Source organism: Luteimonas huabeiensis HB2 (assembly GCF_000559025.1).
GTDB lineage: Bacteria > Pseudomonadota > Gammaproteobacteria > Xanthomonadales > Xanthomonadaceae > Luteimonas > Luteimonas huabeiensis.
Genome location: NZ_JAAN01000033.1, coordinates 86,895 through 102,149 on the forward strand (window position 1 = coordinate 86,895; position 15,255 = coordinate 102,149).

The window sequence follows — 15,255 nt, forward strand, 5'->3', positions numbered from 1 at the left end:
GGCGCGGGGCCGCTGCCCTTGGACGCGCGTCAGCGCGGAAAGTTCAACCGATCGCCCGGCGCGGCGAGGCTGGCGGCGGCTCAGCCCGGGCCGCGCCGCGCCGCCTGCTCGGCCAGCGTCAGCGCCACGTCGTTGCGCAGGTAGGCGGGCTCCACCGCCTCCGGCGCGACGCCCGCGCCGTCGGCGTACAGGCGCGCCGCCAGCCGCGCGGTGTCCGCCGCGTGCGGCAAGGCGGTCGCATCCACCCGCAACAGCCGTCCGGCCAGCCGCGCCGCCAGCGCGCCCTGCGCGGCGGCGAATCCGGTACCGACGCCGGTCCACGGCCCGTCGCCAGGCGGCGCCACCGCCTCGGGCGGCAGCACGCGTTCGCCTTCGAGCGCTTCCGGCAAGCCCTGCCGGTCGCGGTAGGCGCCGGCATAGACCTCGCCCATGCGTGCGTCGATGGCCGACAGCACGCCGTGCGCAGGGTCCGCGCGCAGCGCCGGCGCGGCGAGCGCGGCCAGGGTGGAGACCGGCACCACCGGCCGATCCAGCGCCAGCGCGATCCCCTGCGCCAGCGCGATCCCCAGGCGCACGCCGGTGAACGCCCCGGGCCCGCGCCCGACCGCGATCGCATCGAGCTGCGCGCGCGCGACGCCGGCCTCGGCCAGCAGCGCGTCGGCCCACGGCAGCGCCAGCTCGGCGTGCCGGCGCGGCGCCACCTCGAAGCGCTCGCGCACCTCGCCGTCCACCAGCAGGGCGACCGAGCAGGCCTCGGTGGCGGTCTCGAACGCGAGCAGTCTCATCGGCTTCCGGGCGGCGGCGGGGCCGCACAGGGTAGCGCGGCGGCGGCGCCCGAGCGCGCGTCTACGGCGTGCCGAGGTCGCCGAACGGCGCGCGCCCGGAGGGATCGCGGTAGCACGGCGTGTTGAACGTGCCGACCACGTAGCGCTGCGGCGGCGGCTCGAAGCCGGAGTCCAGGGCGTAGCGGTTGCCGGTGGCCGGGTCGGTGGCGGCGACGTTGACGCCGCCGTTGTCGAGCCTGCGGAAGCGGGTGATCTCCCAGCCGGCCGCCCGCCAGCGGGCGTGCGCCTGCTCGAGCGCGCTTGCGGCGTCGGCGCCGCGGGCCACGCCGCGCAGGCCGACCCAGATCGTGTAGATGTCGTCGCGCTGCTCGCCTTCGGTGCCTTCGCAGCGGTTGGCGCGCACGGAGAACTTCTCGCGGTCCAGGCCCAGCGCCTCGATCAGCGCCTCGACCTCGGGCACGAACTCCTGCGCGGCCTGCCGGGTGTCCTTGGATTGCATGGGCTCACTCTGTACCGGAACGTCGGCGGCGCGGCAAGCGCCGAGCGCGAGCGCGCCGGCGGCGGCCAGCGCGGCCAGGGAACGAAGCGCGAACGGCGTGCGGGACCTCAAGCGCGGGCTCCGGGCGCCGTCAGCCGAAGCGGCGGCGCACCGTGTCCACCTGGTCGTAGCGCCCGGTCACGATGTAGGCCTGGTTGCGCAGGGCCTCGGTACCCGGGTCCCAGTACTCGGAATGCCCGGAGGCGCCGTCGGTGCCGATGCGCTGGCCGCCGAAGCTCCAGTCGACCGGGCTGTTGCCGTGCACCTCGGTATAGGTGACCGGGTCGTTGGCGGCGGCGCCGGCCCAGAAGTGCTCGGCATCGATGTGCATGTCGCCGACGTTGTCCACCATCGGCCCGTCGAACCAGCCCTGCCGCTCCGGCGCCTCGTAGCCCATGCCGGGGCTGCCCATGGCGACGATGTCGTCGGCGGCCAGGCCGCGCCCGGCCATCGCGTCGGCGGTGCCCACCACGGTGGAGCCGTAGGAGTGGCCGATGACGGTGGTGCGCCCGTCCGGGTGCTGCCGCGCCTCGGCCAGCCCCTCGGTGAAGTCGCGCAGGTCCGGCGCGCCGTCGCGGGCGTAGCCGCCCTGGGTCGCCTGCAGCAGGTTGTCGGGCGCGTCGTAGCCCAGCCAGACGATGGTCGAGGTGGTGCCTGAGTTGGGCACCAGCTCGGCCTGCGCGCGCAGGTCGTCCATGCGGTCGATCGAGCCGCCGATGTTGGACAGGTCGGTGCCGGTGCCGGGCACGTAGACGGCCACGTTGTCGGCGGTGTCGGGGTTGCCGATGCTGGCCACCACGCGCGCGTCGGGCGAGTTGCCCGGCCCCGGCGGAGTGTAGCCCAGCAGGTGGATGCGTTCGGTTTCGGGGCCGTTGTGCGAGTTCTCGATCCGCTCCAGCAGGGCGCGGGCGCTGTCGCGGTCGTGGCCACCGGCCGCGTCCTCGCGCAGCACCGCGAGGTTGGCCTCGTGGCGGACCTCGGCCGGCAGCCCGTCCAGGGCGCCGATCGCGGCCGGCTGCGCCTGCAGGTAGGCCTGCTGCTGGTCGGCCGACAGGCCGTTCCACCAGGCCGCGTTGCGCTCCGCGCCCTCGCCGGCCGGCGGCGGCGCGGTGGCCTGGGCCTGAAGCGACGAGGCACTGCCGAACTGGACTGCAGCGTTCATGGCGCGGACCGGACGGGAGGGTTGCGGCCACCGTAGCAGGCGGCCGCGCCGGGTCACAGCTGGGGGAAACCCTCGCCTGCCGGCTCGGCCGCGTCCACCGGCGCGGCGGCGAAGAACGCCTGCACGTCCGCGGGCTCGCGGGTGGTCGGCAACGGCGGCAGCGAGCCGAGGAACACGCGGCCGTAGCCGCGGCCGGTCAGGCGCGGATCGCACAGCACCAGCACGCCGCGGTCGCGCTCGCTGCGGATCAGCCGGCCCGCGCCCTGCTTCAGCGCGATCACCGCCTGCGGCAGCTGCTCGTCGGCGAACGGGTTGCCGCCGGCGCGGCGGATCGCCTCCAGCCGCGCCTCGAACACCGGGTCGTCCGGCGCGGCGAACGGCAGCTTGTCGATCACCACCACGCTCAGCGCGTCGCCCACCACGTCCACGCCCTCGCGGAAGCTGGCCGCGCCCAGCAGCACGCCGTTGCCCGATTCGCGGAAGCGCTGCAGCAGCACGCTGCGCGGCGCCTCTCCCTGCACGAACAGCGGCCACGGCCCGCCGCGCAGCAGCGCCGCGGTCTCGCGCAGGGCGCGGTGCGAGGCGAACAGCAGGAACGCGCGCCCGCCGGAGGCGTGCAGCACCGGCAATACCGCGTCCACCAGCGCCTGGCTGTAGTCGCGCGCGGCCGGCGGCGGCAGCCGCGGCGGCAGGAAGCACAGCGCCTGCCGCGCCCAGTCGAACGGGCTGGGCGCCAGCAGCGTGCGTGGCGCCTCCAGGCCGAGCCGCCCGGCGAGGTGGTCGAAGCGGCCGTCCACCGCCAGCGTGGCCGAGGTGAACACCCAGGCCGCGCGCGACTGCTCGCGGTGCGTGCGCAGCGGCGCGGAGACGTCGAGCGGCGTGCGCTGCAGGCGGAAGCCGCGCGGCGACAGCTCGTACCACCGCACGTCGTTGTCCCCGCTGCCATCCTGCGCGGCCTCGGGCGCCGCCGCGGCCTCGTCGTCGAAGGCGCCGGGGCCGGGCCGCAGCCGCCAGCGATCGAGGCGGGCGACGAACTCCAGCGCGCGGGCATGGGCGGCGTCCAGCCCCGGCGCCGCCTCGCGCAGCGGCGCCAGCGTCTCGGCCAGGTCGCGTAGGGCGTCGGCCAACGCTTCCAGCGCTTCCTGCACCTGGCCGTCGTGCAGCGCGCGGGCGAGCGTGCCGCGCGCGGGCAACGGCTCCATCGCCGCGCGCAACGCGCGCACCGCGTGCTCGAGCTGCTGCGCCGACGGCTGCACCGCCGCCAGCGCACCGTCGACCTCGCGGCACTCGCCGATCGCGTCGCGCGCCAGCTCCACCAGCGGCCGCGCGCTCAGTCCCTCGCCGAAGAACTGCGCGGCCAGCTCCGGCAACTGGTGCGCCTCGTCGACCACGAAGGCCTGCGCGCCGGGCAGGATCTCGCCGAAGCCTTCCTGCTTCAGCGCCAGGTCGGCCAGCAGCAGGTGGTGGTTGACTACCACCACGTCGGCCGCCTGCGCGCGCTGCCGCGCCTGCACCACGAAACAGTCGTTCCAGAACGGGCATTCGCCGCCCAGGCAGTTGTCGACGGTGGAGGTCACCATCGGGATCAGCGGCGATTCCTCGGGCAGCGCCTCGATCTCCGCGAGGTCGCCCATCCGCGTGCGCCCGCTCCAGGACACCACGCGCTGGAACAGCGCCAGGTGCTCGCGCGAGGCGAAGCGCGGCTCGCCCTTGGCGCGCTCCAGCCGGTACAGGCACAGGTAGTTGGCGCGCCCCTTCAGCAGCGCGGTCCGCGCGCCGACGCCCAGGGCGTCGCGCACGCGCGGCAGGTCGCGGTGATAGAGCTGGTCCTGCAGCGCGCGGGTGCCGGTGGAGACGATGGTCTTCAGCCCGGACAGCAGCGCCGGCACCAGGTAGGCGAAGGTCTTGCCGGTGCCGGTGCCGGCCTCGGCAAGCAGCACCTCGCGATCGGCGAAGGCGTCGGCGACCGCGGCCGCCAGTGCCTGCTGCGCCGGACGCGCGCGGAAGTGCGGCAGCGCGCGCGCCAGCGCGCCGCCGTCCTCCAGCGCCTGGCAGGCGCGGGCGGCCAGCGCGCTGCCCCGGACGGGCGCTTCCGGCGTCTCCTGCGCCGTCTCCACCATGCGTCCGGGACCTAGAAGCGGTCCAGCACGCCGGCCTTGCAGCCGTCGATCTGGGCTTGCGCCTGCGCCGCACCTTCGGCATCGCCCTGCAGCAGCCGCAACTGCTGCAGGGTCGCCCAGTGCCGGCGGCACAGCGGGCCGACCTGCGCGCCGAGCGCATAGGCGCGCTGCGCCAGTTCCCCGGCGATCGCCGTCTCGCCCTGCAGCAGGGCGATCTCGGCACGCTCCTGCAGCAACGCGGGATCCTGCGGCACGATCTCCAGCGCCGCATCCAGGCTGGCCGCGGCCGCGGCGTAGTCGCGCGCGGCCTCCTCGCGGGCGGCGCGCTCGCGCAGGTCCTCGACCCGGCTGTCGCGCAGCGGCTGCACCGAGAGCTCGCCCTCCCCGTCGCCGGCGGCCTGGCGGATCGCGGCGACCATCTGCTCGGGGGTGGCATCGGTGAGCGGCGCCGGCGCGGCGGGCGCCGGCGGTGGCGGCGCGGACGCGCAGCCGGCGAGCAGGCCGGCCAGCAACAGGCCGCACGTGCGCACGGTGCGCGGGCGCGAGGTCGGCTTCATGGCAGCGGGGTTCCTTCGGGGGGCGGGGTGGATTCGACCGGCGCGGGGGCGGGCGCGGGTTGCGCGGGCGGCGCGTCCGCGGCCGGCTCGCGGGCGCGATCGCCGAAGCCGAAGAACCGGCGCCAGCCGCTGGCGCGCTCCGGCGCCGCGGGCACGGCCTCGCCCGGCGCCGGCGGCACGGCGCCCGGGTAGGCGCCCGGCGCATCGTAGGGCGAACCCGGATAGGCCATGCAGGGCTCGTAGGGCGGTGCGTAGCCGCGCATGAAGGCGAACCGGCGCGCCCCCGGGCAGTCGGGGTCGGTGGCGGCGTTGCGTACCACCCACTGCCAGTCCAGTCCCGCGTCGTCGACTTCCAGCGGCGCGCTGGGCAGGCGCCGGAACAGGTCCGACCACGCGCGCATCGCCCCGGTCGCGCCGTACAGCCCGGTCGATTCGTTCTGGTCGTTGCCCATCCACACCACGGCCAGGTGATCGCCGGTCCAGCCGGCGAACCAGCTGTCGCGGCCGTCGTTGCTGGTGCCGGTCTTGCCGGCCGCCTTCAGCCGCGCCAGGCCGTCGTTGACCAGTTGCCGCGCCGTCCCCGAGGTCACCGCGTGCTGCAGGGCCAGGGTGATCAGCCGCGCGGCGGCGGAATCGCCCGGCTGCGCCTTCACCGGCGGGGCGTCGTAGCGCTTCTGCACGCGGCCTTCGGCGTCGAGCACGCCGCGCACCATCCGCAGCGGCGGCCGCTCGCCGCCCGAGGCGAGGAACTGGTAGAGCTGCGCCATGGCATAGGGGCTCTGGTCCACCGCGCCCAGGATCAGCGCCGGATTCGGTTCGGCCTCGATGCCGGCCAGCTCGCGCAGCAGCTCCACCAGCGCGCGCGGGCCGACCTGCAACCCGACGCGCACCGCGGCCTGGTTGTAGGAGCGCGCCAGCGCATCGATCAGGCGCACCGTGCCGTGGCTGCGGTTGTCGGAATTGCCCGGGTTCCAGCGCCGCCCGTTGGGCAGCACCAGGTTCACCGGCGCGTCCTCGACCCAGGTCGCCAGCGAGAACTCGGTCGGCCGCGCCAGCGCGAGCAGGTAGACGAAGGGCTTGAGCAGCGAACCGACCGGGCGCTGCGCCTCGATCGCGCGGTTGAAGCCGTGCTCGGTCGGGTCGGCGGCGCCGACGACCGCGACCACCTCGCCGTTGTGCACGTCGGTGACCACCAGCCCCGCCTGCAGCGCGGGCCGGCGCTCGCTGCTCAGCGCCTCGATCGTGCGCCGCACCGCGCCCTCGGCGTAGCCCTGCGCAGCCGGCGACATCGCGGTCATCACCACCAGCCCGGCGCCCTGCAGCACGTCGGCCGGATAGTCGGCGGCGAGCTGGCGGCGCACCAGGTCCACGTAGGCGGGGAACCGGTTGGCGGCCAGCGTGCCCGGCGAACTGCTCACGCCCAGCGGCGCGGCGACCGCGCGCGCGTATTCGGCCGCGTCGATCAGCCCGGCCTCGCGCATCCGCGCCAGGGCGAAGTCGCGGCGCGCCTTGGCGCGCTCGGGGTGGCGACGCGGGTCGTAGTATGAGGGGCCGCGGATGATGCCCACCAGCAGCGCGACGTGCTCGGTGTCCAGGTCGTCCAGGCGGCGGCCGAACCAGAACTCCGCGCCGGCGGCGACCCCGTGGATCGCCTGCGCCCCGCGCTGGCCCAGGTACACCTGGTTGAGGTAGGCCTCCAGGATCGTGCCCTTGTCGTAGCGGGCCTCGATCAGCATCGCGTAGAGGATCTCGTTGAACTTGCGCGTGTAGGTCTGCTCGCGGCCGATGCCGAGCAGGCCGGAGCGCGCCAGCTGCTGGGTCAGCGTGCTGCCGCCCTGGCGCGCCTCGCCGGCGCGCAGGTTGACCCAGGCCGCGCGCAGCATGCCGGGCACGTCGATGCCGTGGTGGTGGGCGAAGTCGTCGTCCTCGACCGCCTGCAGCGCGTCGGTCAGCAGCACCGGCACGTCCTCGACGCGCACCAGCCGCCGCTCCTCCTGCTTCTGGCCGTACAGCGTGGCGATGCGCGCCGGATCCAGCCGGGCCGTCTCCAGGCGCGCGCCGCTGCCGGCCTCGCGCAGGCGCGAAACGCGCCCGCCCGACAGGCTCACCTCGATCCGCCGCGGCGCCACCGCGCCGTCCACGTCCTGGAAGCCGCGACTGGCGATCGTCCAGCGGCCGTTCCCGGCCACGGCGTAGGTCCCCGGACGCTCGCCGTCGCCTTCGCGGTAGGCGGCCGACTCCAGCTCCAGCTTCAGCGTCTGCGCGTCCATCGCCAGCCCCGGCGACAGCTGCAGCGGCCGCCCGTACACGCGCGTGGGCACCTGCCAGCGCAGCTCGCCGAAATGGCGGCTGACCTGCTGGTTGAGATAGATCGTGTAGGGGATCAGGAAGCCGAGTCCCAGGCCGACCGCCGCCAGGGCGGCGATGAGCAGGCGGCGGCGCCAGTCGGGCCGTCCGGGGTCGTCGTCGTGATCGTCTTCGTCGTAATCGATACGGGCCATGGAGTCCTGAGGTCTGGGCATCTGCAGGACGTTCTCCGGGATGCGACAATGGCAGGCCGCAGTCTAGCCCAGCAGGGTTTCCCCCGCCGGCCTGCCGCCCCGCCACAGTCAGCTGGAGTTCCACAGGATGCCGCTCTCCCCGGCCGAGGCGCGTTTCCGGCTCGCCCGGGCGCTCGGTCTCTCGCGACGGGCCTGGAGCAGCCTGCGCACGCGCGGCTGGCGGGCCACCCTGGAACGCATCGCCCTGCGGCTGCGCAACGCGCTGCGGCCGCGGCCGGCGCCGGCCGCGGCGCTGTGGCTGCCGCCGCCGGAAGATGCCTCCGCCCCCCTCGCCGTGCCCGCCGTTGCGCCGGGCGCGGCGGTGCGGGCCAGCATCATCGTGCCGGTCTACGGCCACCTCGACCACACCCTGGCCTGCCTGCGCGCGCTCGCCGCCCACCCGCCGGCGGCCGCCTGCGAGATCCTGGTCATCGACGACGCCTCGCCCGACGACAGCGGCGAGCGGCTGCCGCGCATCGGCGGCCTGCGCTACCACAGGCAGGCCCGCAACGGCGGCTTCATCGCCGCCTGCAACACCGGCGCCGGGCTGGCGCGCGGCGAGGTGCTGGTCTTCCTCAACAACGATACCGTGCCGCAACCGGGCTGGCTCGACGCGCTGCTGCGCACGCTCGACGAGGTGCCGCGCGCGGGCCTGGTCGGCGCCCAGCTGCTGTACCCGGACGGCCGCCTGCAGGAGGCCGGCGGCGTGGTCTTTTCCGACGGCAGCGCCTGGAACTACGGCCGCTTCGAATCGCCCGACGATCCGCGCTACGCCTACCTGCGCGACGCCGACTACGTCAGCGGCGCGGCGCTGGCGATCCCGCGCGCGCTGTTCCAGCGCCTGGGCGGCTTCGACGCGCGCTATGCGCCGGCCTACTACGAGGACACCGACCTCGCCTTCGCGGTGCGTGCCGCCGGGCTGCGCACGCTCTACCAGCCGGCTGCGCGGGTGGTCCACGACGAGGGCACCAGCGCCGGCACCGACACCGGATCCGGCATGAAGGCCGCGCAGGTGCGCAACCGCGCGGTATTCGCCGCGCACCGCGCCGCCGAACTCGCCCAGCAGCCGGCACCGGGCGAGGCGCCCACGCCCGCCACCGTGCACCGCCGCCAGCGCTGCGTGCTCATCGTCGACGAGACCACCCCGCGGCCCGACCGCGATTCCGGCTCGCTGCGCCTGGTCGCGCTGATGCGGATGCTGATCGAGGAGGGCGCCCACGTCGCCTTCGTGCCCACCGACGGCCGCTACGCCGGCGACCACACCCGCGCGCTGCAGGCGATGGGCGTGGAGGCGTGGTACGCGCCCTACATGGGCGGCCTGCCGCGCTGGCTGCGCTGCCACGCCGCGCGCTTCGACGTGGCGATGCTGAGCCGGCACTTCGTCGCCGCGCCGCTGCTGCCGCTGCTGCGCAGGCACGCGCCCCGCGCGCGCCTGCTGTTCGACAGCGTCGACCTGCACTACCTGCGCGAGCGCCGCGCCGCCGAGGTCCAGGGCGACCGCGCGCTCGCCGCGATCGCCGCATCCACCCGCACGCGCGAACTCGCGGTGGTGGCCGCCGCCGACGCCACCCTGGTCGTCAGCGAGGCCGAGCGCGCGGTGCTCGCGGCGGACGCGCCGCAGGCGCGGGTGGAGCTGCTGTCCAACCTGCACCGGGTCGCCGGCCCGGGGCCGGCATGGGAGGCGCGCGACGGGGTGGTCTTCGTCGGCGGCTTCCACCACCCGCCCAACGCCGACGCGGTGCGCTGGTTCCTCGACGCGGTGTGGCCGCGCCTGCGCGCGCGGTTGCCTGCGCTCGTCTTCCACTGCATCGGCGCCGACCCGCCGCCCGACCTGCTCGCCCGCGACGGCCGCGACGGCGTGCGCGTGCACGGCCACGTCCCCGACCTGACGCCCTACGTGGACGGCTGCCGGGTGGCGGTGGCGCCGCTGCGCTTCGGCGCCGGCGTCAAGGGCAAGATCAACCTCAGCATGGCCCACGGACAGCCGGTGGTGGCCACGCCGATCGCCGCGGAGGGCATGCACCTGCGCGACGGCGAGGACGTGCTGGTCGCGCAGGACGCGCAGGCCTTCGCGGACGCGGTCGCGCGGCTGCACGACGACCCCGCGCTGTGGCGGCGGCTGGCCGACGGCGGCCTGGCCAACGTGGCGCGGCACTTTTCCGTCGAGGCCGCGCGCCAGACGGTGCGGCGGCTGTTCCTCTCGTCCTGAGCGGTCGCGCGCAGGCTACCGCGTGCCGCCGCCGCTGGGCGCGGCCGCGCGCAGGCGCTCGGCGAACCCGTCCAGCTCCGGCAGCGTCGGATCGAGGGCGCGCGCGGCCTCGTAGGCGGCCTGCGCGTTCGCCAGTTCGCCCGCGCCCAGGCGCTCGTCGCCCACGCCCAGCCAGCGCTGCGCCAGACGCCGCTGCGCGGCGGCCAGCGCCGCCTCGTCCTCGGACAGCGCCACCCGGGCATCCAGGCAGGCGCGCGCGCGCCCGAGCCGGTTGCCGCGCAGTTCGCGCTCGAAGCAGTCCACCGCCGCCGGCAACAGGCGCGCCGCAGCGCGCCGCACCTCGACGTCGTCCGGGGCGATCGCGCGCGCGGCGCGCAACTTGTCGTAGGCGCTGTCGCCGGGCGGCGTCAGCAGGTCGCCGCGTCGCTCGGCCGCGGCCACCTCGGCCAGCAGCGCGCGCACCCGCGTGCGCCGCTGCTGCGGGGTGCCCGTGGGCTCGAGGCGCGCATGCGACTGCCGCGCCCGCTCCACCTGCCGCGCCGCGGCCTCGGCGACGCCGGTACCAGGCGCCAGCCGCGCCGCCGCGGCCAGTGCGGCGTCCGCATCGGCGAAGCGGAAGTCGGCCGCGGCGCGCTCGGCCCGCCGCGCATGCGCCGCGGCAAGCTGCAGCAGGCCCTCGCGCACGTCCGCCGCCTCCGGGTCGGCTTCCTGCAGCTTCAGGTAGCGCGCCTCCGCACGGTCCAGGCGGCCGGCGGCGCGATCTGCCGCGGCGTGGCGCATCAGCGCATCGCGCTCCTCGCCCAGCCGCGCCTGGGTATCGGGCAGATCGACATGGCCGGGGTCGAACTCGCGCGCCACCGCGACCGCGCGCGCCGCCTCCGCGTAGCGCCCCTGGCGCAGGCCTTCGCGAGCCTGCTGCAGCACCACCGCCAGCGCGTCCTCGCGCCCGCGCAGGGCATCGGCATCGTCCGGCCGCAGGCTGAGGATGCGCCGGAACAGCGGCAGCGCCGAATCGGCGCTGCCGTACAGATCGCCGCGCGCATAGGCCGCATGCGCGCGCTCGCGCACCTGGTCGAGACCGGCGCGGGCGATCTGCCGTTCGCGCAACGCCGCCTCCACGCCCTCGACCTCCGCCCTCGGCGCGGAAAGCGCCCGGGCCAGCGCCAGCGCGGCCTGGGCGTCGTCGAGCCGATCCTCCCGCACCGCGGCGTCGGCTTGCGCCAGCGCGGCGCGCGCCACCTGCGCCAGGCCCTCGCGCGCCTCGTTGCGGTCGGGGTCCATCGCCAGCGCCGCCTCGAACAGCTCGCGCGCGCCGCTGCCGTCGGCGGCGGTCAGGCGGCCCTCGGCGAGCGCGGTGGCGGCCTGCTCGCGCAACGCCTGCGCCCGGGTCTCCGGCCAAAAACGGTCGGCCAGCGGCTGCCGCAGCACGAGCAACGCCAGCAGCAGGCAACCGCCGGCCGCCAGCGCGATCGGCACGGGTCGTCGCCATGCCGGTGGCTCGGCCGCGAATGCACGGCGACGCGGCGGGGCCGACTCCAGGCCGCCGTCGTCCCCGAACGACGGCTCGCGCCGGCCTTGGTGCTGCGGGGGTTCGGGACGGGCACGGCGGATCACGCGCGCAGCATAGAGGAGAACACTGAACGCTGGCGTCACCCGAAAGGGTCCGCGCGCGAGCGCTGGCGGGCGCTGCGGACAGGGCCGTGCGAAACGATGGAGATGAGGATGCGAAAACCTTTCATGGATACGCAGACGGCATCGGACAAAGGGCCGACATTCCGTTTCGCAAGAATATCGACCCCTCCCCCGCAATGACCCTCAGAGCTCGTTGGCGCTGGCCACGCCACGATTGTAGGCATCCACCATGCCGCCGATCTGATCGGCATCGCCATCCTGCTTCAGCTTGCGGTAATAGGCCAGGACATCGATCATGGCACCGGCCAGATGCTCATAGGCAAAAGCGGGCGCACGCCCTTCGCCAGCCGTCTCCTTCTGACGCAGGTATTCGTTCTTCAGGTCGGTAGCCGCCTGCTGCAACTGCGCGGCCACATCATCGGTGGCCTCGAACGCCATTTTCTCACCGGACGCGTTCTGCTCGACCAGGGCGCCGACCAGATCCTGGCCGAGCTGGATATTGAGCAGAGCGTAATACGGCAGCTTGTCGCCCTGGCCCTTCAGCTTTTCCAGCTCGGCCTGGCGACGCTCATCGAGATGACCCTCCAGCGCAGCGTCGAACTCATCCAGCGCTGCCAGCGCGCTTTCGAACGCATTGCGGATCGTCGGATCGGCGGCCTTGCCCTTGGCGACGCCATCGTCCTTATACGCATTGGAAGAATAGTAGACATCCAATTCTCGATGCTGCGCAAACAAGGTATCCAGGTCTGCGATCAGCCTGTCCGCGATCGCATCGAGGTCCTGATAGCCGTCACCTTCGATGCCGCGCGCCTGCTTGAGATTCTCAAGCGGTCGATCCAGGTTGGATACGGAGAAAACCAGCGTGCTGTTGGCCGTCGCCTTGGAGAAATCCTGCCGCAAATAGCTTGCCGCCTGGTACGGGAGACCGTACTCATTGGAGAGCTCATTAAAAGCCGCCACATAACCGGCCAGTTTGCGGCCTTCGCTCTGGGCCGCAGCCGAGGTATCTTCCACCTGCTGCTGCCCTGTGGCGGACGCCTGACCGCCGATCGCCTCTTTGTCGCCGCAAGCGGCAAGACCTGCGCTCAGCAGCAGGATGACGGCAGCCCGTGGCAATAATCCCAGGGCCGGCCCATGATTTTTTCTCATCACGGCGAATCGCTCTTCTTCCAAAAGACGTCAGTATAGAGCATCGCACTGCAGCAGACCCTTCCCTTTTGCATCAAAATCACAATCTCCGCCCCTCTGCTGCCATCACCCAGACCATCGATCGCGTGTTCGCGCGCCTGCAGGCCGAGCAATTGGTCAGGACTCGGCTGGAGTCGGTCGGCCTCGACAGCACTGTCGTCGAGGTGCATCCCGACGGCACAGGCGCACGACAAGGACGGCGCAATCCATCGGCCGATCCCGAGGAGGCTGGACCACCCAAGTTCATCTGGCAGCCGCGGACGATCGCTGCGTCCTCGCCTTTTCGCTGACCCGGTATTGCGGATGCGCTTCGTCCGCATTAACACACCCTAGGCACGCTTGGCGCGTTCGACGCCCGGGATCGCCTCCATCTTGCCCAGCAGGCGGGCGAACTGACCGTGGTCGTGCACCCGCAACTGCAGCCGCAGCCGCACCCGTCCGACGCCGCGCGCGCCCTCGCTGTGGATGGCGAGCACGTGGGCGTCCTCCTGCGCGATCAGGTTGGTGAGGTCCTTGAGCAGGTGGCGCCGGTCGATGCCCTCGACCACGGCCTCGGCCTCGTGCGCGCCACCGGTGCCGCCCCACTCCACCGGCAGCACCCGCTGCGGCTCGCGCGCCGCCAGCCGCTCGAAGGCGGCGCAATCGGCGCGGTGCACGCTGACCCCGCGGCTTCGGGTCAGGTAGCCCACGATCGCCTCGCCGGGCAGCGGCCGACAGCAGCGCGCGATCTGCACCAGCAGGTTGTCCACGCCGACCACGCTGAACTCCGAACTGGTCCGGCGCGGGGCGCGCGGGGGCGTGCGCGGGGGCGCCGGGGCCGCAGCGGTCTTCTGCGCGGCCGCCTTCGCGTCCGCCTCCGCCTCGCCCAGCGCGCGCACGACCTGGTGCGGGCCGACGTCGCCCAGGGCGACCAGCACGTACAGGTCGTCCAGGGTCGCGGCGTGGAAGCGCTTCAGCGCCGGCGCCGGATCGGCCTGCTGCAGGCCGAGGCGCTTGAGCTCGCGCTCGAGCAGTTCGCGACCGGCCTGCACGTTGCGTTCGCGGTCGAGCTTGTGGAACCACGCCCGCACCTTGTCGCGCGAGCGGCCGCTGGCGAGGTAGCCGTTGGCCGCCACCAGCCAGTCCCGGCGCGGCTCGGCGGTCTTGCCGGTGAGGATCTCCACGCGGTCGCCGCTGCGCAGGCGATGGTCCAGCGGCACGATGCGGCCGTTGACCTTGGCCCCGCGGCAGCGGTGGCCGACCATCGTGTGCACGTGGTAGGCGAAGTCGAGCGGCGTGGCGCCGCGCGGCAGGTCGATCACCTCGCCCATCGGGGTCAGGGTGTAGATGCGGTCCTCGACCAGTTCGGTATCCAGCGCCCCGGCCAGAGAGCCATCGTCGCCGCCCTCCTGGTGCGACTCGATCAGCCGCCGCATCCATTCGATCTTGCGCTCCAGCGCGGCATCGCCCGCCCCGCCCTCCTTGTAGCGCCAGTGCGCCGCCACGCCCAGCTCCGCCTGCTCGTGCATGTCGAAGGTGCGGATCTGCACCTCCAGCGTCTTGCCCTCGGGCCCGATCACGGCGGTGTGCAGCGAACGGTAGTCGTTGCGCTTGGGCCGGGCGATGTAGTCGTCGAACTCGCTCGGCACCGGTGTCCACAGCGCATGCACCACGCCCAGCGCGGCGTAGCAGGCGGGTATGTCGTCGACCAGCACCCGCACCGCGCGCAGGTCGTAGAGCTCGCCGATCGGCACGTTCTTGCGCTGCATCTTCTTCCAGATGCTGTAGATGTGCTTGGGCCGGCCGGCCACGTCGGCGCGCAGGCCCTGCGCGGCCAGCGCCTCGCCCAGGGTGCGCTTGACCTGCTCGATGTAGCGCTCGCGCCCGGAACGCTTGTCGTCGAGCAGGCCGGCGATGCGCCGGTAGGTGGCCGGATCGAGGTAGCGGAAGGCCAGATCCTCCAGCTCCCACTTCAGTTGCCAGATGCCGAGCCGGTTGGCCAGCGGCGCGTGCAGGTCGCGGGTCAGCAGCGCCAGTTCGCGGCGTTCGGCCTCCGGGCGGGCGGCGGCCGCGCGCATGTGCGCGAGCTGGCGGGCCAGCAGGATCGGCACCACCCGCAGGTCGCGCACGATCGCCAGCAACAGACGCCGCAGCCCCTCCTGGCTGCCGCGGCCACCGCGCTCGGCGTGCAGCGCCCAGACCTGGCGGGCCGCACGCTGGCCTTCCAGCAGCGAGGCCACCGCCGGATGGTCGCGCGCCAGCGCCGCGGCGGCGCCGGCCTCGGGCTCCGGCAGCACGTGCAGGATCGCCGCCGCCACCACGTCGGCATCGGCGTTGAGCAGGGCCAGGGACTGCAGCGTGTCGGCCAGGACCGGCCACGGCTCCGCCGGACCGCCGGCGGCCGCCGCCTCGCGCAGCGCCGGCGCCACCAGCGCGCGCAAGGCGGGCGTCATGGCCGCCGCAGGCAGCGCAAGCAGGGCTTCGGCAGAATCGACGGGCGGAACCGGCACGGCATCACGGATCGGGGAGCGGACGACCTACACTA

11 protein-coding genes are annotated in these 15,255 nt (G+C 74.3%); 1 reads left to right on the top strand and 10 read right to left on the bottom strand.

Annotated elements, in window-relative coordinates; all coding sequences use genetic code 11:
• Positions 1 to 80 precede the first annotated feature (80 nt).
• From tsaB to mrcB, 6 genes are all read right to left on the bottom strand, one after another.
• Positions 81 to 785 (bottom strand): tRNA (adenosine(37)-N6)-threonylcarbamoyltransferase complex dimerization subunit type 1 TsaB, encoded by a 705-nt coding sequence (gene tsaB, locus Z164_RS0114135; RefSeq protein ID WP_024891336.1) that lies wholly within the window; start codon positions 783 to 785, stop codon positions 81 to 83.
• A gap of 61 nt (positions 786 to 846) precedes the next feature.
• On the bottom strand, positions 847 to 1,395 hold the full coding sequence (locus Z164_RS0114140; protein WP_024891337.1) for a hypothetical protein: 549 nt from the start codon (positions 1,393 to 1,395) through the stop codon (positions 847 to 849).
• Positions 1,396 to 1,414: 19 nt separating this feature from the next.
• Positions 1,415 to 2,485, bottom strand: coding sequence for an alpha/beta hydrolase (locus tag Z164_RS0114145; RefSeq protein ID WP_024891338.1), 1,071 nt, complete (start codon positions 2,483 to 2,485; stop codon positions 1,415 to 1,417).
• Between the two features lie 53 nt (positions 2,486 to 2,538).
• On the bottom strand, positions 2,539 to 4,605 hold the full coding sequence (gene yoaA / locus Z164_RS0114150) for a DNA repair helicase YoaA (protein ID WP_024891339.1): 2,067 nt from the start codon (positions 4,603 to 4,605) through the stop codon (positions 2,539 to 2,541).
• An 11-nt stretch (positions 4,606 to 4,616) separates the two neighbouring features.
• Positions 4,617 to 5,162 carry a hypothetical protein gene (locus tag Z164_RS0114155; protein WP_024891340.1) on the bottom strand — a complete coding sequence of 182 codons (546 nt, stop codon included), beginning with the start codon at positions 5,160 to 5,162 and terminating at the stop codon, positions 4,617 to 4,619.
• The gene (mrcB, locus tag Z164_RS0114160; RefSeq protein ID WP_024891341.1) at positions 5,159 to 7,684 is read right to left on the bottom strand and encodes a penicillin-binding protein 1B; all 2,526 of its coding nucleotides are present in this window, start codon (positions 7,682 to 7,684) and stop codon (positions 5,159 to 5,161) included. Before mrcB ends, Z164_RS0114155 begins: the two co-directional genes overlap by 4 nt.
• A 106-nt stretch (positions 7,685 to 7,790) precedes the next feature.
• Between mrcB and Z164_RS0114165 the strand changes: the two genes are divergently transcribed.
• The gene (locus Z164_RS0114165) at positions 7,791 to 9,911 is read left to right on the top strand and encodes a glycosyltransferase (RefSeq protein ID WP_024891342.1); all 2,121 of its coding nucleotides are present in this window, start codon (positions 7,791 to 7,793) and stop codon (positions 9,909 to 9,911) included.
• A gap of 15 nt (positions 9,912 to 9,926) precedes the next feature.
• Here the strand turns inward: Z164_RS0114165 and Z164_RS0114170 are convergent, their stop codons facing one another.
• From Z164_RS0114170 to Z164_RS0114185, 4 genes are all read right to left on the bottom strand, one after another.
• Complete coding sequence (locus Z164_RS0114170) at positions 9,927 to 11,387, bottom strand: hypothetical protein (protein ID WP_052338456.1); 1,461 nt, start codon at positions 11,385 to 11,387, stop codon at positions 9,927 to 9,929.
• A gap of 339 nt (positions 11,388 to 11,726) precedes the next feature.
• The gene (locus tag Z164_RS0114175) at positions 11,727 to 12,692 is read right to left on the bottom strand and encodes a DUF3829 domain-containing protein (RefSeq protein WP_081770189.1); all 966 of its coding nucleotides are present in this window, start codon (positions 12,690 to 12,692) and stop codon (positions 11,727 to 11,729) included.
• Entirely contained in the window at positions 12,692 to 12,901 is a 210-nt protein-coding gene (locus Z164_RS22520; protein WP_024891345.1) for a hypothetical protein, read from the bottom strand. Before Z164_RS22520 ends, Z164_RS0114175 begins: the two co-directional genes overlap by 1 nt.
• Before the next feature lie 159 nt (positions 12,902 to 13,060).
• Positions 13,061 to 15,163, bottom strand: coding sequence for a RelA/SpoT family protein (locus Z164_RS0114185; protein ID WP_024891346.1), 2,103 nt, complete (start codon positions 15,161 to 15,163; stop codon positions 13,061 to 13,063).
• Positions 15,164 to 15,255 lie beyond the last annotated feature (92 nt).